At 46.0% G+C, this 22,584-nt stretch carries 23 protein-coding genes, 1 pseudogene and 1 other annotated feature; of the genes and pseudogenes, 22 read left to right on the top strand and 2 right to left on the bottom strand.

Going from position 1 to position 22,584, the window contains the following annotated elements:
- The first annotated feature begins 23 nt into the window (after window positions 1–23).
- Window positions 24–965 (top strand): methionyl-tRNA formyltransferase, encoded by a 942-nt coding sequence (locus tag GKZ87_11495; protein QSI26064.1) that lies wholly within the window; start codon window positions 24–26, stop codon window positions 963–965.
- A 292-nt stretch (window positions 966–1,257) separates the two neighbouring features.
- On the opposite strand, the gene GKZ87_11490 is transcribed toward GKZ87_11495, so the two are convergent.
- Entirely contained in the window at window positions 1,258–1,470 is a 213-nt protein-coding gene (locus tag GKZ87_11490) for a helix-turn-helix domain-containing protein (GenBank protein QSI26063.1), read from the bottom strand.
- A 628-nt stretch (window positions 1,471–2,098) separates the two neighbouring features.
- Between GKZ87_11490 and lepA the strand changes: the two genes are divergently transcribed.
- From lepA to GKZ87_11385, 21 genes and pseudogenes are all read left to right on the top strand, one after another.
- On the top strand, window positions 2,099–3,907 hold the full coding sequence (gene lepA, locus GKZ87_11485) for an elongation factor 4 (GenBank protein QSI26062.1): 1,809 nt from the start codon (window positions 2,099–2,101) through the stop codon (window positions 3,905–3,907).
- A 497-nt stretch (window positions 3,908–4,404) separates the two neighbouring features.
- Window positions 4,405–4,524 (top strand): annotated as a pseudogene (locus GKZ87_11480) (LPXTG cell wall anchor domain-containing protein).
- 276 nt (window positions 4,525–4,800) lie between these two features.
- Window positions 4,801–5,643 (top strand): hypothetical protein, encoded by an 843-nt coding sequence (locus tag GKZ87_11475; GenBank protein ID QSI26061.1) that lies wholly within the window; start codon window positions 4,801–4,803, stop codon window positions 5,641–5,643.
- 9 nt (window positions 5,644–5,652) lie between these two features.
- Window positions 5,653–6,756 (top strand): radical SAM family heme chaperone HemW, encoded by a 1,104-nt coding sequence (gene hemW / locus GKZ87_11470; GenBank protein QSI26060.1) that lies wholly within the window; start codon window positions 5,653–5,655, stop codon window positions 6,754–6,756.
- Window positions 6,753–7,817 carry a hypothetical protein gene (locus GKZ87_11465; protein QSI26059.1) on the top strand — a complete coding sequence of 355 codons (1,065 nt, stop codon included), beginning with the start codon at window positions 6,753–6,755 and terminating at the stop codon, window positions 7,815–7,817. Before hemW ends, GKZ87_11465 begins: the two co-directional genes overlap by 4 nt.
- An 87-nt stretch (window positions 7,818–7,904) precedes the next feature.
- A complete protein-coding gene (gene rpsO, locus GKZ87_11460; GenBank protein ID QSI26058.1) occupies window positions 7,905–8,171 on the top strand; it encodes a 30S ribosomal protein S15 in 267 nt (88 codons plus the stop codon).
- Between the two features lie 88 nt (window positions 8,172–8,259).
- A complete protein-coding gene (gene pnp, locus GKZ87_11455; protein QSI26057.1) occupies window positions 8,260–10,449 on the top strand; it encodes a polyribonucleotide nucleotidyltransferase in 2,190 nt (729 codons plus the stop codon).
- Between the two features lie 183 nt (window positions 10,450–10,632).
- Complete coding sequence (pepV, locus tag GKZ87_11450; protein ID QSI26056.1) at window positions 10,633–12,024, top strand: dipeptidase PepV; 1,392 nt, start codon at window positions 10,633–10,635, stop codon at window positions 12,022–12,024.
- Window positions 12,025–12,044: 20 nt separating this feature from the next.
- Window positions 12,045–12,683 carry a tRNA (guanosine(46)-N7)-methyltransferase TrmB gene (trmB, locus tag GKZ87_11445; protein QSI26055.1) on the top strand — a complete coding sequence of 213 codons (639 nt, stop codon included), beginning with the start codon at window positions 12,045–12,047 and terminating at the stop codon, window positions 12,681–12,683.
- Between the two features lie 67 nt (window positions 12,684–12,750).
- Complete coding sequence (locus tag GKZ87_11440) at window positions 12,751–13,080, top strand: thioredoxin (GenBank protein ID QSI26054.1); 330 nt, start codon at window positions 12,751–12,753, stop codon at window positions 13,078–13,080.
- A 17-nt stretch (window positions 13,081–13,097) separates the two neighbouring features.
- Window positions 13,098–13,817 carry an internalin gene (locus GKZ87_11435; GenBank protein ID QSI26053.1) on the top strand — a complete coding sequence of 240 codons (720 nt, stop codon included), beginning with the start codon at window positions 13,098–13,100 and terminating at the stop codon, window positions 13,815–13,817.
- A 14-nt stretch (window positions 13,818–13,831) separates the two neighbouring features.
- Window positions 13,832–15,136 carry a UDP-N-acetylmuramate--L-alanine ligase gene (gene murC, locus GKZ87_11430; GenBank protein ID QSI26052.1) on the top strand — a complete coding sequence of 435 codons (1,305 nt, stop codon included), beginning with the start codon at window positions 13,832–13,834 and terminating at the stop codon, window positions 15,134–15,136.
- A 50-nt stretch (window positions 15,137–15,186) separates the two neighbouring features.
- A complete protein-coding gene (locus tag GKZ87_11425) occupies window positions 15,187–15,564 on the top strand; it encodes a histidine kinase (protein QSI26051.1) in 378 nt (125 codons plus the stop codon).
- Between the two features lie 2 nt (window positions 15,565–15,566).
- On the top strand, window positions 15,567–16,115 hold the full coding sequence (locus tag GKZ87_11420; GenBank protein QSI26050.1) for a hypothetical protein: 549 nt from the start codon (window positions 15,567–15,569) through the stop codon (window positions 16,113–16,115).
- A gap of 6 nt (window positions 16,116–16,121) precedes the next feature.
- Entirely contained in the window at window positions 16,122–17,117 is a 996-nt protein-coding gene (locus GKZ87_11415; GenBank protein ID QSI26049.1) for a LacI family DNA-binding transcriptional regulator, read from the top strand.
- A gap of 36 nt (window positions 17,118–17,153) precedes the next feature.
- Window positions 17,154–17,349: a binding site (T-box leader), on the top strand.
- Between the two features lie 37 nt (window positions 17,350–17,386).
- On the top strand, window positions 17,387–18,619 hold the full coding sequence (locus GKZ87_11410) for a tyrosine--tRNA ligase (protein ID QSI26048.1): 1,233 nt from the start codon (window positions 17,387–17,389) through the stop codon (window positions 18,617–18,619).
- A gap of 207 nt (window positions 18,620–18,826) precedes the next feature.
- Window positions 18,827–19,600, top strand: coding sequence for a hypothetical protein (locus tag GKZ87_11405; protein QSI26047.1), 774 nt, complete (start codon window positions 18,827–18,829; stop codon window positions 19,598–19,600).
- On the top strand, window positions 19,590–20,168 hold the full coding sequence (locus GKZ87_11400; protein QSI26046.1) for a dipicolinate synthase subunit B: 579 nt from the start codon (window positions 19,590–19,592) through the stop codon (window positions 20,166–20,168). The genes GKZ87_11405 and GKZ87_11400 overlap by 11 nt, the downstream gene beginning before the upstream one ends.
- A gap of 4 nt (window positions 20,169–20,172) precedes the next feature.
- Window positions 20,173–21,027, top strand: a complete 855-nt coding sequence (dapA, locus tag GKZ87_11395) for a 4-hydroxy-tetrahydrodipicolinate synthase (GenBank protein ID QSI26045.1) — start codon at window positions 20,173–20,175, stop codon at window positions 21,025–21,027.
- Window positions 21,028–21,066: 39 nt separating this feature from the next.
- Window positions 21,067–21,246 (top strand): sporulation protein Cse60, encoded by a 180-nt coding sequence (locus tag GKZ87_11390; protein ID QSI27945.1) that lies wholly within the window; start codon window positions 21,067–21,069, stop codon window positions 21,244–21,246.
- A 43-nt stretch (window positions 21,247–21,289) separates the two neighbouring features.
- The gene (locus GKZ87_11385) at window positions 21,290–21,454 is read left to right on the top strand and encodes a DUF1540 domain-containing protein (GenBank protein ID QSI26044.1); all 165 of its coding nucleotides are present in this window, start codon (window positions 21,290–21,292) and stop codon (window positions 21,452–21,454) included.
- A 120-nt stretch (window positions 21,455–21,574) separates the two neighbouring features.
- On the opposite strand, the gene GKZ87_11380 is transcribed toward GKZ87_11385, so the two are convergent.
- Window positions 21,575–22,573, bottom strand: a complete 999-nt coding sequence (locus tag GKZ87_11380) for a helix-turn-helix domain-containing protein (GenBank protein ID QSI26043.1) — start codon at window positions 22,571–22,573, stop codon at window positions 21,575–21,577.
- Window positions 22,574–22,584: the final 11 nt, after the last annotated feature.

Raw genomic sequence — 22,584 nt, 5'->3', positions numbered from 1 at the left:
TAATGCCTACTGAGGTGAATAGCATGGATAATAAACAAATACGAATCCTGTTCATGGGCACGCCAGAGATCGCCGTGTCGATGCTAAAACGGCTGTGGAGCGACGGCTATCAAATCATTGGCGTTGTCAGCCAGCCGGATAAAAAGGTGGGAAGAAAGCAGGTGCTGCAGATGCCGCCGGTGAAGCAGGAAGCCTTAAAGCATGAGATACCGGTTTATCAGCCAATTCGTATCCGAGATGATTATGAGGAGCTGATGCAGCTGGATATCGATCTGATTGTCACCTGTGCGTATGGTCAGTTTATTCCGTCAAGACTGCTGGAATATCCAACCTATGGCAGTATCAATGTACATGCCTCCCTGCTGCCAAAGCTGAGAGGCGGCGCACCGATTCATAAAGCCATTATGGAAGGACATGCACAAAGCGGTGTTTCGATTATGCGTATGGTTAAGAAAATGGATGCCGGTGCTGTTATGGCGCAGAGTCATGTGGCGATTTCGGATGAGGATACGATGGGTTCTTTGTATGATAAGCTGGCCGTTTCCGGTGCACAGCTGCTGAGTGAAAGCATTCCGAAGATTATCGACGGAAGTGCTGTCTTTGTGGAACAAAACGAAGCGGAGGCAACGTTTGCCTATACGATTCAAAAGGATGAGGAGCATGTCGATTTCAGCAGGGATGTGAAAAGCGTATACAATCATATCCGCGGTCTGATTCCTGCACCGTGTGCCTATGTATTGGTAGACGGTAAAAAGCTGAAGTTTCATAAGGTGCGCAGAATACCTGAAAAGGGAGCTGCAGCCTGCGGTGAAATCATCGGTATGGTGGATGGCGGTTTTGCGATTGCCTGTGCAGATGGTCTTATTCTTGCGGATGAGCTGCAGCTGGAAGGAAAAGCAAAGATGGCGGCGAAGGTTTTCTTCAATGGCAGTGGAAAGAATCTGATTGGAAAAATTGTAGCATAATAGAATAGAAAAAGAAGGTGTCCGTAAGGATGCCTTCTTTACATATAGCCAGAAAAGTGTAATGCTGTCATACTTGCTCACAACGTATGTACTAGAGTGAGGTCTGCTGTGTATGAAATTTAATACGATTCGAAAAGTAAAGGCAATGATGAAGTGATATAAGCATTTTCAGTAGCTGTGAATATTTTGATTCTGCTTTACTGTTTCGTGGCATTTATAGCAATATCATCATGCTTGGTGTCGTAAGGATATTTCCTTTTAATTCACACAATAGCTTGTCATCAACTAATGATTACTTATCTGCTTTCTTTTCTTCCCATTCCATAATCTGAAAGGGCTGTACTTTCAAAAAGGAGCATACCTTATCGATTGTTTCTGTAGTGACGATTTGATTGTTATTTAATTTACTGATTGTGGCATTGGAAATCCCTGCTCCTTCTTTCAATTCCGATTTATTGATGTCTTTTCTATTACAATAATCCCATAATTTATAAAACGTTATCATATATGCTCCTCCATTTCGGGAATATCATAATATGATATGCTGATAACAGTTGTATTTTCTCTGTTATCACGATAAAATATATGTGAAAGCGAAATGAGGCAAGAGAATGATAAAGCATTGTAAACGGAATATTGAGGAAATAAATCAGGAATATAGGAATAAAATGGAGCTCCTGAATTTCTATGATGGATTAACAAAGGATCAGATTGAAAGCTTTATGCTATTGGTGGATACCTTGAAATGCCTCTCTGATAAACAAGAACACAAGGATGATCCAATTTGTAGGAAGAGATAAGCTGCACGAAATGTTAACATATATGAGAGAGCCTGCATTTTCATTAAGAAGCGCATCTCCATCATGTCTGCGCAGCTTTCAACATTTATTAAATCCATGGAATTTGCAGGAAAACATAACAGTATAAAGAAAGGATCCGCCTCCTACAGCGAATCCTCCTTTGTTAGAATGCTTCTAACGTAAAAAGGCTCTCTCATCCTTTTCCACTAAACTTTAGCACTACTCGCTGAAAAGGTCAAGAGGAATTGCTTTTACACAGGCAAATACCGTCGAAAATTGCTTTTCATACCGCAGGTTTCCTGTTATAATAGTCCTTGCGTTAGGAGTGAGAATATGGATCAGAAATATATAAGAAACTTTTCAATCATCGCCCATATTGATCATGGGAAATCAACTCTGGCCGATCGTATTCTTGAAATTACAGATACTGTTGAACAGCGTGAAATGAAGGAACAGCTGCTGGATACCATGGATCTGGAACGGGAACGTGGCATTACGATCAAGCTGAATGCTGTTCAGTTGAAATATAAAGCAAAGGATGGACAGGATTATATCTTCCATCTGATTGATACACCGGGACATGTCGATTTCACCTACGAGGTATCCCGTTCCCTGGCAGCCTGTGAGGGGGCGGTTCTGGTCGTTGATGCGGCTCAGGGAATTGAGGCACAGACACTGGCCAATGTATATCTGGCTTTGGATAACGATTTGGAAATCATTCCGGTTATCAATAAAATCGATCTTCCCAGTGCACAGCCGGATGTTGTGCGTAAGGAGATTGAGGATGTAATCGGTTTGGATGCCAGTGATGCCCCACTGATATCCGCTAAAAACGGTTTGAATATCCAAGATGTACTGGAAGCAGTCGTTCAGCATGTACCCGCACCATCTGGTGATCCGCAGGCGCCATTACAGGCTCTGGTGTTTGACTCCCTGTATGATGCCTATCGTGGTGTTATTGCCTATGTACGTGTCAAGGAAGGAACCATTCGTGTTGGTGATCATATCCGGTTCATGGCAAGCGGTGCGGAATATGAGGTGCTTGAGGTAGGAATACGGACGCCGAAGGAAATTAAGAAGGATGTACTGGAATGCGGTGAGGTAGGCTGGATCTGCGGTTCTATCAAATCGATTAAGGATGTACGTGTCGGCGATACGATTACGCATGCACAGCGTTCAGCAGCAGAGCCGTTGCACGGATATCGTGAAATGAATCCGATGGTATACTGCGGGCTGTATCCGATTGATTCCAGTAAATACAATGATTTGCGAGATGCGTTGGAAAAGCTGCAGCTAAATGATGCATCCCTGCAGTTTGAGGCGGAAACCTCACAGGCGCTGGGCTTTGGCTTTCGATGTGGGTTTCTTGGACTTCTGCACATGGATGTTGTTCAGGAACGAATCGAGCGGGAATACCGCATTGATCTGATTGCGACAGCACCCTCTGTTGTCTATCATGCATATCTGACAGATGGCTCTGTATTATCCATTGATAATCCATCCCTGCTTCCGGATGTACAGAAAATTGATCATATCGAGGAACCGTTCGTCCGTGCCAGCATCATGACACCGAATGATTATGTCGGGCCGATCATGGAGCTGTGTCAGCATAAGCGTGGAAACTATAAGGATATGGTTTATATTGACGAAGGACGTATGAATGTGATCTATGAGCTTCCCTTAGGAGAAATCGTGTTTGATTTTTTCGATAAGCTGAAATCCTGTACCAAGGGATACGCCTCCCTGGATTATGAGCTGATCGGCTATCAGACCAATAAGCTTGCCAAGATGGATATCCTGCTGAATGGAGAAATCGTTGATGCTTTAAGCAGTATCGTACATAGAGAGTTTGCTTATCCAAGAGGGCGTGCCATCTGTGAAAAGCTGAAAAAGCTGATACCGAAGCAGCAGTTTGAAATACCGATTCAGGCTGCAATCAATGGTAAGATCGTCGCGCGTGCGGATATCAAATCCCTGCGTAAAAACGTATTGGCGAAATGCTACGGAGGGGATATCTCCCGTAAGAAAAAGCTTCTGGAGAAACAGAAGGAAGGAAAGAAGCGTATGAAATCCGTCGGCAGTGTGGAGGTGCCGCAGGAAGCCTTCATGGCTGTGCTTTCCATGGATGACGACGATAAATAAATTTATATATAAGAACCGGCTGTGTCCGGTTTTTTTCTTGCTGTCGTTTTTGTTAAGAATGTCTATTTCACGGTTAAGAATTCAGTTTTGTGTGAAGAAGTAAGGTAATTCATAAGGGGTGGAGAAAAACAGCGGGGATATGGAATCACTGAAATACAGGATGTATTTGCAGAACATAAAGGAGATATGCAAAAGAGATCATAAATAAAACAAAGCAGGTGATTTGTTTTTGCAGGGGATGAAGGAAGCTGCCGGGAAATAACAGATATCCTTTTGATTGAAATCGTATTGAAAAAGACCTTTATAATGGGATACAGAATGCTCGAAGACGAGGTGAGTTTGTAAAAGTAACCTTTCTAAATCACGAATTTTCTATAAAAGTCATTTATGGAAAAAATATGCAAAAATATCGATAAAAAGGGAGTTTTTCAGTTGCGGCAGCTTTAAGAAAACGGTTCTGTTATGGTTATCAGAGTGATACACAAAATGGAACAAGGGTGGATACCGGAGATCACACACAGGCACAGCTCTATGCATTGTGTATGCTGGGGGCAATGGCTGCAGGTGGTATTCTGCTTGTTATGAAAAAGAAAAAGCAGCTTCACAATAAGGGCTAAACAGTCCAAAACAACAGTAGCAAGTATAGTTTTATATAGGAAAAGCAGTGGATATCCGTTTGCAAAATCGGATGCCACTGTTTTTTTATGAGTGTATGAGGTAGGCAGGCAGAAATATTTTGTCAGCTATACTGAAATGCTGGCAGAATAGCTACTAATGCTTATCGTTTGTTAGATGCTGAATCGCCTTGTCATATGGTGTAAGCTTCTGTGTTGTTTTGTCGAATGTGACCAGCTTGCTGCAAAAGCATGCTACACTGATGCTGAGGTGACCTTATGTTTGAGGAGACAAGAAAGTATACAGAAGAAACGTACAGAACAAAGGATGAGCTGGCTGAAGAGCTGGAGCTGGAGGGTGTTGTACTGGAGGCGGTCTGGAAGCAGATTGAGGAGTATCGCTCCTTGTTTCGCCGTGAATTTAACTTTTCCATTTTTTCCGGAAGTCTTGTCCTGACAGCCACCTGCTGCAGAAAGCTGCAACATACAAGTGAGCTGCTGTTTCGCTGTCATAAAGAGCAGGGGACAGCTTCCGCTCTGCAAAAGGTGATGCTGCTTGTACAGGGGCAGAAGCACTGGCTGCAAAGGGCGATGGAATTGTTAAGCCTGTCACCCCTTGCATGCGATGTTACTGCATTTCTTGAGGATGAGGAAGAACCGCTGCTTCTTCGCTGTTTCTTTTTATCTGTTCTGCATGCAGACACACAGATATGCGCCTGCATTCTCTTACATGCCGCATGTCCTGTGAATCCCAAACTTATTTGTGAACAGAAGGTGTATCAAAAGACAGCAAGCGATCTGACTCCGCGCTTTTTGGCTTTTCTGGATGGGATCCGCTTGCAAATTTCAAGATCCATGCTATCATTAACAGAAACGGATATCACAGCCAGTCAGACGATGCAGCTGCAGGAGCTGCAGGAGCGTTTTCCTGAGCTTCGTGAGCAGCAGCTTTTGTTTTATGTCGATCATCGTAAGCCGTATTGCTATTATACGATCCGGCAATTTATGGAATATGCCGGCGTATGCAATGAGACAGCCCGCTGCGCAATGGAACAGCTCGTGCAGCGGCAATGCTATCAGCGCCGCAGGGTTGGAAAAAAATACGTATATTACACCGTTTAGGAGGAAGCTATGAAAGCATGCTATGTTCATGTGCCCTTTTGCAGGGATATTTGTGCCTATTGTGATTTTACCCGCTGCCGCTATCATGCAGGGCTGGCTGAACAATGGCTTATTGCCGTTGAAAAGGAGCTGCATGAGAAGCTTGCGGAGTCAGCTTTGGAAACTATGTATATCGGCGGAGGAACACCAAGCGCATTGCAGCTAGAGCAGCTGAACCGCCTGCTGCAGCTGCTTTCACCATATACTGCCCGGGTGCAGGAGTATACGGTGGAGGCAAACGTGGAATCTCTGGATGAGGAGAAAATGGAGCTGCTGCACAGCTATGGCGTCAATCGCATTTCACTGGGAGTACAGAGCCTGCAGCCACAGCTGTTATCCATCATCAACAGACAGCACAGCAAAGCGGAGGTAGTGCAGCGCATCCACCAGCTGCATGCACACGGTATTCATAATATATCCATCGACCTGATTTACGGGCTACCCCAACAGAGCATGGCTATGTGGAAGCAGGATTTACAGGAAATCGTACAGCAGTTTCCTATTTCGCATATCTCCTTGTATGCCTTAACGATAGAGGAGCATTCCCAGTTTGGACGGGACGGTGTAAAAAATATCGATGCGGATATGGAGGCGGATATGTATGTATATGCTGTCGAATATTTGCAAAAGCATGGATTTGAACAATATGAAATCAGTAATTTCGCCAAGCCGGGCTGTGCGTCTATGCATAATCAGATGTATTGGAGATATGAGGATTTTTGCGGAATCGGCTGCGGGGCCAGCGGGAAGAGCAGGCATATCCGCTATGATAATACCTGCAATCTGCACACCTATCTGCAAAAGGGGAGCTGTCCGGATATCGTTGAACTGAGCCGTGAGGATGAAATGTTTGAAATGCTGATGATGTCCCTGCGCATGAAGCAGGGAGTATCGTTATCCCGATTTAAGGAAGTCTTTCATGCTGACTTTGAAACGGTGTATCATAAGGCATTGCAGAAAAATATCGAACGCGGTATGCTGCAGATAGCAAACGGCCATGTGCGAACCACCTGGGAGGGGCTGCTGCTGCTTCACGATGTGCTGATTGATTTTCTGCCGGAGGAAGCATTATGAAGGAAGCACTGCGAAAACGAAAAATACTCTATCACCAGCATTTGACCTCCCGCTGTGATGCGAGAACAGCTGCCCGGGATGTTCTGGCGCTGCAGGCACAGTTTCTGCGCCATGCCCAGATGTCTTTGCGGCTTCGAAGTGAGGATGCTTCCTGGGAGCAATGGGTAAAGCAAAATGTGAAAACACGCGCCTTTCGCGGAACCCTGCATCTGCTGGATGCAAAGGACCGTCTGCTGATCACCTCGGCGCTGTGGAAGGACTATGAGCATCGCAGCTACTACATGGCACGCTATTACACACCACAGGAGGAACAGCTTTTCTGCAACGCTATCATAGAGCTGCTGCAGCAGGGAATTTGTGGACGCAGGGAAATCTATACTAGGCTGATAGCAATGGGGCTGGATGAGAAGCTGTGCGAGCTGGCCTGTTCCAGCTGGGATGGTTTGTTTGCCGTTTTGAATATTCAGGGAAAGGTGATCTTCCAGCATGCGGCATCACGGGAATTCACCTATGCTCCCATATCGCTTCGAACGGATTTGGATGCCTGTCGAAAGGAGCTTGTATACCGCTATGTGAAGGGGTACGGGCCTGTAACCCTGCGGGATGCCTGCTATTTCTTCGGTTGGAAAAAGAAGGAGCTGGAGGGTATTTTGCAGGATCTGTGCGATGTTGAAATCAGCGAATGCAAAGGGCATACAGTGTATGAGCTACACGAGGAAATGGATACCTATCCCCGTATCCCTACTGTTGTATTTCTCAGCGGCTTCGATCCGCTCATGCTGGGCTATGAAAAGAAGGAGAATCCGTTTCTGCCACAGTGCCATTTGCGAAAGGTATTCAATCTGCAGGGAATCGTATATCCCTGCTTCCTGTATAAGGGAACTGTCGCCGGACGATGGAAGCTGGAGAAGCAAACACTGCAGCTTTTTCCGTTTGAAGACTTTGACGCCGTTCAGCGGCGGCAGCTTGAACAAGCAGCACAGCGTCAGTTCCAGCCTGCGCGCGTGGAATGGCTGCCTTCTGAAAAAGAGGCTTGCATTGAAAGAAAAACTGTGCTATGATATCGAAGGTTTTATACTTGGTCTACACGCGATATTCCTCAGCGGTTCACTCAGTATAGAACGAATAAGAAAACAGGAGGAAACAACATGTTATTAAAAAGCGAAAAACAGGCAATTATGAAAGAGTATGCACGTTTCGAAGGAGACACAGGTTCTCCAGAAGTACAGGTAGCTGTATTGACCTACAGAATCAACCAGCTGACAGAGCACTTCAAGGAGCACAAGCATGATTACCATTCTCAGCGCGGTCTGATGAAGATGGTTGGTCGTCGTAGAAACCTGCTGGCATACCTAAAGAATAAGGATCTGAACCGTTACAAGGAACTGATTTCTCGTTTAGGACTGCGTAAGTAGTAAAAAAGCTCGAAAAGAGCTTTTTTTCTTTTATTGGCTTTTAAAATATGATATCATGATAAGGATAAGAAAAATAGAGGTGAAGAACGTGGCGAAACAGGTATTTCGTTTAGATTTCTGTGGGCGTGGGCTCACAGTCGAAACTGGTGAAGTGGCAAAACAGGCAGGTGGAGCTGTCCTGGTCAGATATGATGACACCGTTGTATTATCTACAGCTACAGCCAGCAAGCAGGCGAAGGAGGGCATTGACTTCTTTCCGCTGACCGTTTTATTTGAAGAAAAGCTGTATTCTGTTGGTAAGATTCCCGGTGGATTTTTACGCAGAGAGGGAAGACCGAGCGAGCATGCGACGCTGACGGCCCGTATGATTGACCGTCCGATCCGTCCATTGTTTGCGGATGGCTTCCGCAATGAGGTACAGGTTGTGAATACGGTATTATCCGTAGATCAGGACTGTACGCCGGAAATGACGGCAATGTTTGGGGCATCCCTGGCACTGTGTGTTTCCGATATCCCGTTCAACGGGCCGATTGCCGGTGTTATGGTCGGACGCGTGGATGGGGAATACATCATCAACCCGACTCCGGAGCAGCTGGAGAAAAGTGATATTAACCTGACGGTTGCCGGAACAAAATATGCCGTGAATATGGTAGAGTCCGGTGCGAAGGAAGTAAGCGAGGAGGCAATGCTGGGTGCCATCATGTTCGGTCATGAGCACATCAAGCAGCTTGTAGCCTTCCAGGAAGAAATCGCAGCAGCCGTAGGAAAAGAAAAGATGGAGGTAAAGCTGTATACCGTGGACGAGGACATCGACCGCGAGGTACGTGCGCAGTTTGAACAGGCGATACGTGATGCAGTATCCATCGAAAAGAAGCTGGAACGCTATGGAAAAATCGATGAGCTGACAGAGGAAGCTGTCGCTGTATTCGATGCAAAGGAATATGAAAATGAAGCCGCTAAGGCAAAGGCGCTCAAGCAGGTAAAACAAATCTGCCACAGTATTGAGGCAGATGAGGTGCGTCGCTTGATCATTGAAGATAAGGTGCGTCCGGACGGCCGTAAAATTGATGAAATTCGTCCGCTGGACTCTCAGGTTGACATTCTGCCAAGAGCACACGGCAGTGCGCTGTTCACCCGTGGCGAAACGCAGGTATTAAGCGTTACAACGCTGGGGCCGATGAATGACAATCAGATTATTGACGATTTGACAGAGGTGGAGACGAAGCGCTTCATGCATCACTATAACTTCCCGCCGTATTCCGTAGGGGAAACAGGGCGTATGGGAAGTCCTGGCCGTCGTGAGATCGGTCATGGTGCATTAGGAGAGCGTGCACTATCTCAGGTACTGCCAAGTGTTGAGGATTTCCCTTACACGATCCGTACCGTTGCCGAGGTAACGGAATCCAACGGTTCCTCCTCTCAGGCATCCATCTGTGCCGGAACGATGTCGTTAATGGCAGCCGGTGTACCAATTAAGGCGCCGGTGGCTGGTATTGCGATGGGTCTGATCATGGATGAGGAAAACGGAAAATACACCGTACTGACCGATATCCAGGGTATGGAGGATCACTTCGGTGATATGGACTTCAAGGTTGCCGGAACAAGCGAGGGTATCACGGCACTGCAGATGGATATCAAGGTGACGGGAATCACAAAGGAAGTATTTGAAGAGGCTCTTGCACAGGCGAAGATCGCACGTGCACAGATTCTGGAAAACATGATGACGGCAATCAGTGAACCGCGTGAGGATGTCGGCAAATACGCTCCGAAGATTGAGCAGTTCTATATCGATCCGGAAAAGATTCGTGAGGTTATCGGGCCAAATGGTAAGATGATCAATAAAATCATCGAGGCAAGCGATGATGTCAAGATTGATATCGAGGATGACGGACATGTGGTAATCTATCATATGGATCGCGCGGCTATCAATCACGCAGCGGATATGATCCGTGATATCGTACGCGAAGCCAAGGTTGGAGATATTTACGAGGGCAAGGTTGTCCGTATTGAAAAATTCGGAGCATTTGTCAATCTGTTCCCGGGTACAGACGGACTGCTGCACATTTCCAAAATCAATCATGAGCGTGTCAACAAGGTTGAGGATGTATTGAACATTGGTGATACGGTTCGTGTCAAGGTTACGGAAATCGATGACCGCGGCCGCGTGAATGTCAGTGCGAAGGCACTGCTTCCTAGACCAAGACCGGAAAAGAAGGAAGAAACAAAGGCGGAGACTGCAAGTCCTGCACCTGCTGCGGAAGATAACAAGGAAGCATAAGGAATACACAGAGGCAATCCACACGGACTGCCTCTTTTTATACTGCTGTTTTCTCATATCTGACTTTTATAAACGAATGGAATCGTTACGAATGCGGCGTCAGAAACTTTTATGAAAATTTATGAAAATAATCATAGGTATTCACATTCCTTTGTGGTAGAATATATGCATGAGGTGAATCGAATGAACTGGTTAACGGAATTGGAAACGTACAAGGATGCGTTTATCCAAGACCTGAGAGGTCTGATTGCCATCCCGTCAGTGAGGGATGACAAAACAAAGGCTGCGAATGCGCCATTCGGGGCAGGCTGCAGAAAAGCACTGGATTATATGCTGGAACTTGGAAAAAGAGAAGGCTTTCAGATAAAGGATTACGACGGCTATGCCGGAGTCATCGCATATGGCGAGGGTGAGGAAAGTGTCGGTGTTCTGGCACATCTGGATATCGTGCCAATCGGTGAAGGCTGGAGCAGGGATCCCTTTGGCGGTGAAATTGTGGACGGCTATATGTTTGGCCGTGGAACGCTGGATGACAAGGGGCCTGCCATGGCCGGCTTTTATGCGCTCAAAATGCTGAAGGATAAGGGGATCAGGCTGAACCGCAAGGTCATGCTGATTCTGGGCTGTGATGAGGAAAGCGGTATGGAGTGCATGGAATATTATAAACAGCATGGAGAAATCCCGACACTTGGCTTTACACCGGATGCGGACTTTCCTGTAATCTATGGAGAAAAGGGCGGTCTGCATGTTGAAATGAGCGGAAGCTGTGATACAGTGATAGCAAGCATGCGTGCTGGAGAGCGCAGCAATATCGTAATCGGACAGGCGAGTGCCCAGGTTAAGGATTGGAAGAATGAATACCTGGATGCCTTTCTGTTTTATCTGCGTGCCTTTGGTTTGAAGGGAAGCGTAGAGACGCTTGACGAGAATATGGCGACGCTGCATATGGAGGGCGTTTTTGCACATGCTGCCATGCCATACAACGGTGTGAACGCGGCGCTGCATCTGTTAAACTTTATCGGCTGTACCTATGGCGATAAGTTCGCACATGATACGTATGCGATGCTGAAGGACTGGCAGGGAAAACCGCTTGGAATTGATATGGACGGGGCCTATATGGGATTTTTAACCATGAATACAGGAATCGTAAATATAGAAAACAATGTAGCAAGCATTACCATTGATATCCGTTATCCTAACGATGCGGATCCTGAATGTATTATGCAGGGCTTTCACGAAACAGCGAAAGCATTGGACTACCCACTGGATATACAAATAAAGAAAAACACAAAGCCGTTGTTTGTTGATCCAAAGTCAGAGCTGGTACAGACACTGAGCGGTGTATATCAGGACTATACAAAGGATACCTTTACGCCAAATATGACAATCGGCGGCGGAACCTATGCAAAGAAATTTGAAAATTTTGTGGCTTTTGGTCCAGAATTACCAAATAGGAAGCAGCCGGAGCACCTGTTCATCGGCGGCTGTCACCAAAAGGATGAGGCGGTCCTGGTCGATGACCTGATGCGTGCTGTGGCCATCTATACGGCTGCGGTAGAGCAGCTCGCCAAGTAAAAACAAGGAGTAAACATACTATGAGAATGCGAAAACTGCCCTGGGCGGAAGATTTTCTGAAAGAGCAGGAAGTCGTTTTGAAGGATGCCGCAGAGCTTGCCGGCAGTTGGAAACAGAAGCTGAAGCGCGAAGAGCTTCATGTGGAAATTGGAACTGGCAAAGGAGATTACTGGGTGAACATGGCCCAGAAATATCCGGATATCGCCTGGGTTGGAATTGAAAAGAATATCAATGTGGCTGCTCTGGCAGTACGCAAATATACCAAGCTGGAGCAGAAGCCGGATAATATGCTGTATATCCAAGGGGATGCCGAGGAGATCGACACCTGGTTTGCCCAGGGGGAAGTGGATGTGATTCACTTGAACTTTTCCGATCCCTGGCCGAAAAAGCGTGCCCACAAAAAGCGTTTATCCAATCATGCCTTTATTGCACGATATGCGAAAATCCTGAAGGCGGATGGAGAAATTCAGATGAAGACGGATAACAGCTCTCTGTTTGAATATTCTCTGATTGAATTTCAGGAGGAAGGCTGGAAGCTGAAGGAAGTCAGTGTCGATTACCGCCGGGAGCCGCATGATGAGGATGTCGTAACGGAATATGAGCATCGCTTTATGGAAAAGGGACAGCCAATCTATCGGGCGGTCTTTGTGAAAAAATAAAGGAAAGGGCTGCACCCTTTCCTGCCAAACAGGATAGACTATTGCATAAGAAAAAAGGAGCGATACAATGAAAGAATATATGACTGCATTACATTCCATGGAGGAATTCAAAGAAGCTGCCGCAAAGGAAGGCGTTCATATTTTTACGTTTTCTGCCAACTGGTGTCCGGACTGCCGCTTCATTGAGCCGTTTATGCCGAAGCTGGTAGAGGCCTACAGCGATTACAAATTTTACTACGTCGACCGCGATGAAAATATCGATATCTGTCAGGCGCTTATGGTAATGGGAATCCCAAGCTTTGTAGCCTATAAGGATGGACAGGAATCCGGCCGCTTTGTTTCCAAGCTGAGAAAAACTGAAAAAGAGATCAACGACTTTCTGGCTGCCCAGAAATAGCGAAAGGACGATGATGTATGTCAGTATTAAAAAAACTTGCCGGTCTTTTGTTTGAAGAAACAGAGGCTGAGGTTCTGGCTGAGGATGAGCTGGAGCCTATCGAAATCAGGGAAAAACCGAAAAAGACTGTAACGCAGCCGGTAACAGAGGAAAACACGCATACGCAGATGGAATCTTATTTCAATCCGCATGCGGCTTCCATGCTTAAGGAAGCGAAAAAAGAGGAAAAGAAATTTGTGACCATTGATCTGGAGGAAAAGCCAAAGGAGAAGGAAAAGGAAGCAATCGTCCTCAGTGAAGAACCGCTGCGTGTCAAAAAGCCGGTAAAACGGGAAGAAAAGAAGGAATTTGAATTTTCTCCTGTCATTTCTCCAATCTTTGGATCCAGTGAAGAGGAAAACAAGCCGAAGAAGAAAAGCGCAGCGCCGCTTCCGCAGCGGTCAAAGAAAAAAAATCCGCTGGGTACCATTATTTCTCCTTACTACGGAATCAATGAGCTGGAGGAGTTTGAGGCAAAGGCGCAGGAGAAAATCGAAGAAAAGGAAAAGCTGAAAAAAGAGGAGCTTCCAGAACAGGAAATAGAGAAATATGACCTGGAGGAAGAAATCCGCAGTGTACCGCTGGAGGATATGATAGAAAAGACGCCGAGCGGTGACAGCGATGATCTGATGCAGATTTCTCTGTTTGGAGAATCCACACCGATCCGCAGTGCTGATGATGCAATCGATAAAGAGTAAAAGAGGTGTTGTACATGCATTATCATTTCATTGGAATTAAAGGCAGCGGAATGGCTTCTCTTGCCACAATCGTAAGCGATCGCGGGGATGAGGTTAGCGGTTCCGACATCGAAAAGTATATATTCACACAAAAGCCGCTGGAGGAACGACATATTCCTATTACGACCTTTTCCGAGGATCATATTCATGAAGGAGATATCGTTATCATTGGCAATGCCTTTGATAAATCCAACCCGGAGGTAAAAAAGGCCCTGTCCATGGACTCGGTAAAAACCTACTGGTATCATGAGTTTCTCGGGAAGCTGGCAAAGGAATACACCTCGGTGTCTGTGGCAGGAACCCATGGCAAGACGACTACGACAGGGATGCTGTCCCATGTGATGAGTCTGGCAGCCCCAACCGGTTATCTGATTGGTGATGGAACCGGGGAAATGCCGAAGGACTGCCGCTATTTTGTGCTGGAATCCTGTGAATACCAGCGTCATTTTCTGGCGTATACACCGGAATATGCAATCATTACAAATATCGAGCTGGATCATGTGGACTATTATAAGGATATGGAAGATTACTGCAATGCGTTTGAAACCTTTGCCAATCAGATTCAAAAGGGCGTTGTCCTGTTTGGGGATGATGCAGCGGTACGTTTACTGCATGTCAAAACGCCGCATTTATATTACGGCTTACAGGATGATAACGACGTACAGGCAGTGCATATTCAGCAAAACGAAAACGGCATGCAGTTTGATGTGCTGTATCATAAGGAGCTGTTTGGACATTTTGAGCTACCCTTTGTCGGTAAGCCGCTATTGTGGAACAGCCTGGGCGTGATCGCTGTCGGTATTATGGAGGGACTCAGCGCACAGCTGCTGCAGGAGGGACTGCAGAGCTTTCCTGGTGTAAAACGCAGGTTTACCGTTGAAGAAAATGGGGATAATGTATATATCGATGATTATGCCCATCATCCTACCGCAGTGAAATATATGATTGAAGCAGCGCGTATCAAATATCCGGGAAAGAAGGTTATCGCCCTTTTTAAGCCGGATCGTTATTCCCGCATCTATTATTTTATGGATCGCTTTGCACAGGAGCTGGATCAGGCGGATGAGGTATATCTCTGTCATTTTCCGGAAAATGCGGCAAAGGAGGATGGAATCGATATCACGATATACGATCTTGCGGATAAATGCAAAAAAGCAGAGGTTATCAACGAGGATGAGGCTGCGGCGAAGCTGCTTGCACAGCGGGGTCCGGCCGTATATCTGTTCATGAGCAGCAAGGATATATACAAATTAAAGAATATTGTAAAAACTTTTCAATAGATATTGAAAAAACTTACAAATTGTTTTAGAATAAATAAAGAGGTGTTTCTATGGGTTTAGATCAATTATTGGAATTAACGAGCAGTGTCGCCGGCAAGGCATTGCCAATTTGCGGCGTCGTTGTGCTGATTTTCCTTGCAATATTTGTCAAGCATCTGATTGTATTACTGAAAAATGCAAATGATGCCGTGGTGAAGCTGTCAAAGACGCTGGAGACGACGAACCGGCAATTAGAAACACTGGACAAGCCGTTAAATACGCTGAATGAGCTGAGTGAAACGGTAGACTGTGTTCACGAGGCGAGCAAGCATGCGGTACGTTCCACTCTGGTAGCTGTCATAGAGAATTTTTCTTCCATCAAGGACTGGATATTTGCCAGTATGAAGAAGGAAGACGATCATGATGAAGAGGATGGAGTGAGTGAATAATCATGGATAATGAACGAGAAAAAGAAGTCGAAAATCTGGAACAGGAAGCGAAGTTCAAAATCATTACGATGGAATGTGATGATGAGGAGCAGGAAGGCTCAAGGAAGATTCTGGATGATGCTGCGAAACAGCTGCAGCGCCTTTTTCAGGAAATGCGTGACTGGCTGAGTGGGCATGCGGATTCCATGGAAGTGAACGAGCGAATGGAACGTTTGAAGCAGGAGACACAGAAGCTTCTGACAGCAACACAGGATCGTCTGCAGCGTTTTTCACAGCGCGAGGATGTCCAGGCGGGCAGTAAAAAGGCTGTGGCTGCGGCAGATAAGCTGGCGGGCTATGTGCAGGATGGTATACAAGAGGTTCGTCAAAATGAATATGTGCGACGCTCTGTACATGCTGTAACGGATACCGTGGACACCATACGCAATGACGAGCAAGTGAAAACAGGTGTAAGGAAGCTGAAAAAAGGAACCTTGAAGGTGGCTGAGGCTGCATTCAACGGACTGAAACGTGTCTTGGACACAGATGAAGACGACAGTCGGAAGGGATAACAGGTTATGAAAAGAATTACGATTTATGATGTAGCAAAAGAAGCCGATGTATCTCTGGCAACAGTATCCCGTGTAATCAACGGTTCAGAGGTCGTACGTGAGGATACCCGCATCAAGGTGCAGGAAGCCATTGAAAAGCTGGGGTATAAGCCAAATGCGATCGCACAGGGACTGGCATTGCAGAAAACCACGACCATTGCCCTGATTGTGCCGGAAGCAAGCTATTTCTATACCGGACAGATCATCAACGGGTTGATTGACGTGGCAAAAATATATAAATACAACATCATGCTGCATACCACAACTGAGGGTATCACGGAAATGAATGATATCATTGAAAATATCATCAAATCCCGTGTGGACGGTGTTGTGATTTTCAATGACAAGCTGAATAAGGAAGAGCTGAATCAGCTGACACGGTATCAGGTTCCAATCGTTGTCATCGGTAATAAAATGAGCGATGATACTGTGGGCAGTGTCTATGTTGATTATGCAAATCTTGTATATGAATATGCAAGCGGCTGCATTAAGCAGGGAAAGAAAAACATTGCTCTGGTAGAGGATAGAAAGAATCCGCAAATGATTGAGCAGCTATTGGAAGGATTAAATCGCGCGTTTGATGAAGCGGGTATGAAATTTGAAAATTTCATTGAAATTCCAAAGGAATACCGTTCTTCTTATCTGTTCTTGAAAGAATATATGAAGCAGGGAATTCGTCATGATGTAGTCATTACCTACCGTGATTCCCAGGCGATGGCGGTTATGAATACAGCAAAGGAAGCCGGCATCAGCATTCCGGATGAAATGGAGCTGATTTGTATTCTGGACAGCAAGTACAATGCGATGGCACGTCCGCAGATTTCCGGATTTAAGATTCCGGATTATGATCTGGGTGCTGTGGCTATGCGACTGTTGACAAAGATGCTGCATGATGAAAATGAAGTGACAGACAAGGAAATCGAGCTGAGCTATATTTTCACACCGAGAAAATCTACAAAATAGGATTGACAAAATCCAAAGTTACTTATATCCTGAATAAGGAAAGCGTTGATAAGAAAAGAGCTTGAGAAAATCCCTTCAGAGAGCAGCTGGCTGGTGAAAAGCTGCGGGTGACCTTGAGAAATACACCTTGGAGCTGTCTATTGCAAAGATAGACCGGTCTGCCCCGTTATGGCATAGAGTGCTTCTGTCATGGAAGAACTAAGGTGGTACCACGCATATAAGCGTCCTTGGAGCAAGGGCGTTTTTTTATTTAAGAGAGGAAGACGATTATGAAATTATTTGATGAACTGAAATACCGCGGACTGATCAATGATGTGACCAGTCCGGAGCTGGAGGAGAAGCTGAACAACGGAGGGCTGACCTTCTACATCGGAACTGATCCGACCGGAGATTCCTTGCATATCGGACATTATTCATCCCTGCTGTGTGCAAAGCGGTTAAAGGAGCACGGCCATCATCCGATTATGCTGGTTGGCGGAGCGACCGGCTTTATCGGGGATCCGAAGGCAAGCGGAGAGCGCAATATGCTGACAAAGGAAGTGCTGGAGCATAACTACCAGAGCCTCAGCAAGCAGATTGAGGAGCTGTTCGGCTTTGAAATGGTTAATAATCTGGATTGGACGAAGGATATTTCAGTAATTGATTTTTTAAGAGACTATGGAAAATATTTCAATGTCAGCTACATGATCAATAAGGAAACCGTAAAGCGCCGTCTGGATGCCGGTATCAGCTACACGGAATTCTCCTATATGATTTTACAGGCACTGGACTTTCTGCATCTGTATGAGGATAAGGGCTGTACCCTGCAGCTGGGCGGCCAGGATCAGTGGGGCAATATCACCAGTGGTCTGGAGCTGATTCGTAAAAAGCATGGTGCTGAGGTGGAGTGCTATGGCCTGACGATGCCGCTGATTACCAAGGCGGATGGTACGAAGTTTGGAAAGAGTGAATCCGGTACGGTATGGCTGGATAAAAAGAAAACAAGCGCTTATGAAATGTATCAGTTTCTGGTTAATTCCGAGGATGAAAAGGTCATTGACTACCTGAAAAAGCTGACCTTCCTGAGCAAGGAGGAAATCGATGCACTGGAAGAAAAGGTCAAAACAGAACCGCATTTCAGAGAAGCACAGAAAACGCTGGCGAAGGAGGTTGTAACCTTCCTGCATGGGGAGGAGGAATACAACAAGGCATTGAAAATCACCAACGCCCTGTTTAAAGGAAACATCAAGGATTTGGATGCAGGAGAGCTGCACGATGCATTAAAGGGCTTTGAAGCTGCCAAAATCGATGATGCGCTGACCTTGACGGACACACTGGTGCAGGCAGGCATCGCTAGCAGTAAGCGGGAAGCCAGAGAGTGGATCAATCAGGGCTCTATTCAGGTGAATGGAGATAAGGTCAAGGATGTGGAATTCATCGTTTCTTCTGCGAATGCCATTTCAGAAGGACGCACACTGATCAAAAAGGGAAAACGGAATTACTTTGTGATATCACAGAAGTAACAGCGAAAAGCCTGTAGAATATGCCGCTGTAAACCAAATGAATATGAGGAAGTAGGAATTCATTGCATAAGGATGAAATTCGTACTTCCTTTTTTTTGTGGTATACCGGTATAAGAAACGCATACAGGGCTTCACTGCTTCTGTACGTAGTTCTTTTCGGATGGCAAATGAGCGGCTTCTACATACAATGGCGTAAGGAGGGATAGTGTGAAAATTGCAGTAATATGCAGTGATGAAAGAATGATCCAGGTCTATGACAACCTGTCCAGGGATTTTGCGGTAGACCGTTTGGATGAGTATACGGATTTTTTGAATCTGCCACAGTATCAGGCTGTCGTCTTTCCGGTTCGGGGAGTCGATGAATTCGGCTATGTGAAAATACAAAAGGAAACGATTCATATACCGCATGCATTTTATGAAATGCAGGGAAAGGACTGTGTGCTGTTCAGCGGGATGCGCAACAAGGTGCTGGACGCACTTCCGCAAAGAAAGATTTACTATATGCTTGAGGAAAGTGTGATCCATGAAAATGCAGTTCTTACAGCTGAGGGTGTTTTAAATGAGCTAATCAGCTGTATTTGTAAAAGTATTTACGATATTCAGGTTGATATCGTCGGCTATGGTCATTGCGGACAGGTGATATATGAGCTGTTGAAAAATCTGCATGTGAATGTACGAATCATACGCAGAAGCTGTCAGAAGGAAGGGGATTTTCTGCCGGTGCGTGACTGGGATAGCTGTGGTGATGTGATTATCCATACAGCAACGGGTGTTATGATTGACCCGCAGCGGATGCATTCCTGGAAGCGCAAGCCAATTATTATTGATATCTCCACACCGGACTTAATAGACCTGCATACCGCGCATGAGGAGGGAATAACCGTAATCAAGGCACACAATCTGCCGGGACGCTTTGCCTGTATCAGTGCAGGGAATATAATTGCGGAATGTATAAGGGGGAAACTGAACAATGGAAAATAAACGGATTCTGTTTGGCATCTGCGGCTCGTTTTGTAATCATGCGGCAGTTCTTGAACAGCTGACAGCTCTGTGTGAGCGCAATGACGTTACGGCTGTCGTGAGTGAAAATGTCTATCGCTGCTCCACGCGTTTCTTTGACAGGGAGGTATTCCTGGGAAAAGTAAAGGATGTGACAAAACATGACATCATCCATACGATTGTAGAAGCAGAGAAAGTTGGCCCGTCCAATGCATATGATATAATGGTGATCGCTCCCATGACAGCCACGGTGGCAGCAAAGATGGCGCATGGTATTTACGATCATCCGGTTACACTGTCTGCAAAGGCGATGATCCGCAACCAGCGCAATGTCGTATTCGGTATTGCGACAAATGACGGACTGGGAATCAGTGGAGCGAATATATTTTCACTGCTTAATATGAAGCACTTTTATGTGATTCCGTTCCGACAGGATGCGCCCTTCAATAAGGAGCGCAGCATCGTGTCTGACTGGAAGCTACTGGAGCCCGCGATGGATCAGGCACTGGAACACAGACAGCTGCAGCCAATCTTACTGGGAGGCAGATAGACTTATGAAACAACTGATGGTTGCTTTGGTGACACCGTTTACCGAAGAGAACAAGGTGGATTACAAGGCATTGGATCGTATTGTGCACAGGCTCATGAAGGAGGGCTGTGACGGCTTTATCGTATGTGGTACAACAGCGGAAACACCAACGCTTTCACACAATGAAAAGCTTTCCATCCTTCGTCATGTCATACGGAAGGTGAAGCATCGTGCACAGATTTGGTATGGCTGCGGCAGCAATGATACAGCGGCAACGATTCTTGCCTGCAAGCAGGCAGAAAAAGAGGATATTGATGGTGTATTGCTTGTGACGCCCTACTACAGCAAGCCGAATGCTGCCGGTCTGTATGCGCATTATGATGCAATCGCTTCTGCAGTGCATACAAATATCATGCTGTATAATGTACCCTCACGAACCGGTGTGGAGCTGACACAGGAAACCATCCATGATCTTTTGAATACCCATGACAACATAACCGCTTTGAAGCAGGCATGCTCCAATCTGGATACCGTAAAAAGGCTGAAGGCACAGCATCCTGCTTTTCAGATTTACAGCGGAGAGGACGGCTTCTTCGATGAGGGCTTTGATGCCGGGATGGACGGCCTTATTTCCGTTATGGGACATGTCTGTATGCGAAAACTGCGCAGCTTTTGTGATGAGGGCAGAGTTGACAACAAATTGCGGAAGCAGCTGTATGAGCTTGCATCCCTGACCTTTTGTGAGGCATCCCCGGCACCTGTGAAATACATGCTGCATACACTGGATGAATGTGAAAATATTCTGCGCCTGCCGCTGGTAGCGGTTAGTGCAGCGGCACAAGAAAAAATACAGAGCTGCGCTGCGCTATATCGACAGTGATTGCGTATGTGATATGCTAGTATAAATGCGGTGAAGCAGATGGTACAGATCAAGGTGTTTGACGAGGAGCATGAGGATGATCTTACAGAAGCAGTGAATGCCTATTTGAGCGAGCATGCGGATATCCGCTTGCTGGATATTAAATTCTCCACTGCGGTAAGTGATTTTGCGGAGGAACAGATTTACTGTTTCAGTGCAATGGTGATTTTCAGCACATAGAGTTTTAAAAAGGGTTCATACTAACTGTGTGGAGGTGTGAGCCATGCAGAAAAAAACAGAAATCCTGTGCAGCGTGCACAATTGTGTTTACAACAAGGATGCATTATGTAATGCAGAGACGATCAGCGTTTGCTGTGATAACTGTGTTCATCCTAGCGATTGTCACGAAACGGAATGTAAATCCTTCCGCTGCAGATGTACAAAATAAAACAGTCCGCGGACTGTTTTATTTTGTGTCATATAAGGAATGCTTTTGAAGAAGATAAAGAAAAAGCAAATGACTCCTTTTGATAGGGAGTTCGCTTTATTAAGACTTATTTGTATGTATTTATCTGCTTTTTTCACGCTGACGAAACTGGAGGGGAGTACAGTGATAGAGCTTTGAAAAGGTCTGAATAAAGCTGGAGGGATAGCGGTATCCGACACGCTCTGCAATTTCCTGCACAGATAATTCACTTGTACATAATAGGGCAGCGGCATGTGTCATTTTGACGGAGATGGAAAATTCGCGTATGCTCATATGATAATAATACCGGAACCCGGCCTTTAGCTTTTGTTCATCAATCAGCAACGTCCTGCTGAGCGCATGGATCGTCGGAGGGTCACTGATTTGTTCCTGCAGCAGTCTGTGTGCATGCTGTATGGCTTTGTAATCATGCTCCTGCAGTCGGATCGTGCGCTCACCAAGCCGGATAACGCCATAATCCATCTGCTTTAGGCATAAGCCTTCCTGCTGTACATATTCCTTTTCCAGCACACTGAGACATTGCAGGAGTGCCCCTTCCGTATACAGAGCTGTCAGCGTTCGCTGCTCATGCAGCCGCTTTAGCTCATACAAAAGTGGGTAGAGCTGTGCAGGCAGATAGTGATAGGTGTGATTGACAATCAGCTGCTCCTGAAGCGATATAGAATAACCACGCTGATGAAGCTGGTTCAAAAAGGCAGGGTAAAGTGTAAATTCCATGCCCTGCAGGTGCTCGTTTGGCTCCCATGTCTGTATACCGCAGGGCTGCTCCTCCCGGATTAGGAAGGCGGCTGGCTGCTGTGTACAGGGCAGCTTATCCTGCAGCTGCACGCTGGTGGAGCCGTTTTGGACAAGACCGAAGCGCAGCAGACGTTCCTCGTGATCAAAGCGTATGGAAAAGTGATGGGGAATGGTGTAGTCTGCTATCGTGAATACATATAAGCCAGGAATGCCATACTGATAAATACCCTGCTTTGTATTTCTCTGCTGCAGAAACCGGATCCCATCGCGCTGTGTTATGTGCAGATCAAGCTCCTGAGTGAACAGGTCAAGAAACTGTGTAGAGCTGGTGGATGTATACATAAAAAACCTCC

It is taken from the genome of Erysipelotrichaceae bacterium 66202529, from assembly GCA_017161075.1.
Lineage (GTDB): Bacteria > Bacillota_I > Bacilli_A > Erysipelotrichales > Erysipelotrichaceae > Clostridium_AQ.
The sequence above is the reverse complement of the archived record's forward strand: the minus strand, read 5'-3'. Positions and strand labels throughout refer to the sequence as shown.

Coding starts and splice junctions, on each gene's coding strand:
- GKZ87_11495 (QSI26064.1), top strand. CDS start 24: ATGGATAATAAACAAATACGAATCCTGTTCATGGGCACGCCAGAGATC.
- GKZ87_11490 (QSI26063.1), bottom strand. CDS start 1,470: ATGATAACGTTTTATAAATTATGGGATTATTGTAATAGAAAAGACATC.
- lepA (QSI26062.1), top strand. CDS start 2,099: ATGGATCAGAAATATATAAGAAACTTTTCAATCATCGCCCATATTGAT.
- GKZ87_11475 (QSI26061.1), top strand. CDS start 4,801: ATGTTTGAGGAGACAAGAAAGTATACAGAAGAAACGTACAGAACAAAG.
- hemW (QSI26060.1), top strand. CDS start 5,653: ATGAAAGCATGCTATGTTCATGTGCCCTTTTGCAGGGATATTTGTGCC.
- GKZ87_11465 (QSI26059.1), top strand. CDS start 6,753: ATGAAGGAAGCACTGCGAAAACGAAAAATACTCTATCACCAGCATTTG.
- rpsO (QSI26058.1), top strand. CDS start 7,905: ATGTTATTAAAAAGCGAAAAACAGGCAATTATGAAAGAGTATGCACGT.
- pepV (QSI26056.1), top strand. CDS start 10,633: ATGAACTGGTTAACGGAATTGGAAACGTACAAGGATGCGTTTATCCAA.
- trmB (QSI26055.1), top strand. CDS start 12,045: ATGAGAATGCGAAAACTGCCCTGGGCGGAAGATTTTCTGAAAGAGCAG.
- GKZ87_11440 (QSI26054.1), top strand. CDS start 12,751: ATGAAAGAATATATGACTGCATTACATTCCATGGAGGAATTCAAAGAA.
- GKZ87_11435 (QSI26053.1), top strand. CDS start 13,098: ATGTCAGTATTAAAAAAACTTGCCGGTCTTTTGTTTGAAGAAACAGAG.
- murC (QSI26052.1), top strand. CDS start 13,832: ATGCATTATCATTTCATTGGAATTAAAGGCAGCGGAATGGCTTCTCTT.
- GKZ87_11425 (QSI26051.1), top strand. CDS start 15,187: ATGGGTTTAGATCAATTATTGGAATTAACGAGCAGTGTCGCCGGCAAG.
- GKZ87_11420 (QSI26050.1), top strand. CDS start 15,567: ATGGATAATGAACGAGAAAAAGAAGTCGAAAATCTGGAACAGGAAGCG.
- GKZ87_11415 (QSI26049.1), top strand. CDS start 16,122: ATGAAAAGAATTACGATTTATGATGTAGCAAAAGAAGCCGATGTATCT.
- GKZ87_11410 (QSI26048.1), top strand. CDS start 17,387: ATGAAATTATTTGATGAACTGAAATACCGCGGACTGATCAATGATGTG.
- GKZ87_11400 (QSI26046.1), top strand. CDS start 19,590: ATGGAAAATAAACGGATTCTGTTTGGCATCTGCGGCTCGTTTTGTAAT.
- dapA (QSI26045.1), top strand. CDS start 20,173: ATGAAACAACTGATGGTTGCTTTGGTGACACCGTTTACCGAAGAGAAC.
- GKZ87_11390 (QSI27945.1), top strand. CDS start 21,067: ATGGTACAGATCAAGGTGTTTGACGAGGAGCATGAGGATGATCTTACA.
- GKZ87_11385 (QSI26044.1), top strand. CDS start 21,290: ATGCAGAAAAAAACAGAAATCCTGTGCAGCGTGCACAATTGTGTTTAC.
- GKZ87_11380 (QSI26043.1), bottom strand. CDS start 22,573: ATGTATACATCCACCAGCTCTACACAGTTTCTTGACCTGTTCACTCAG.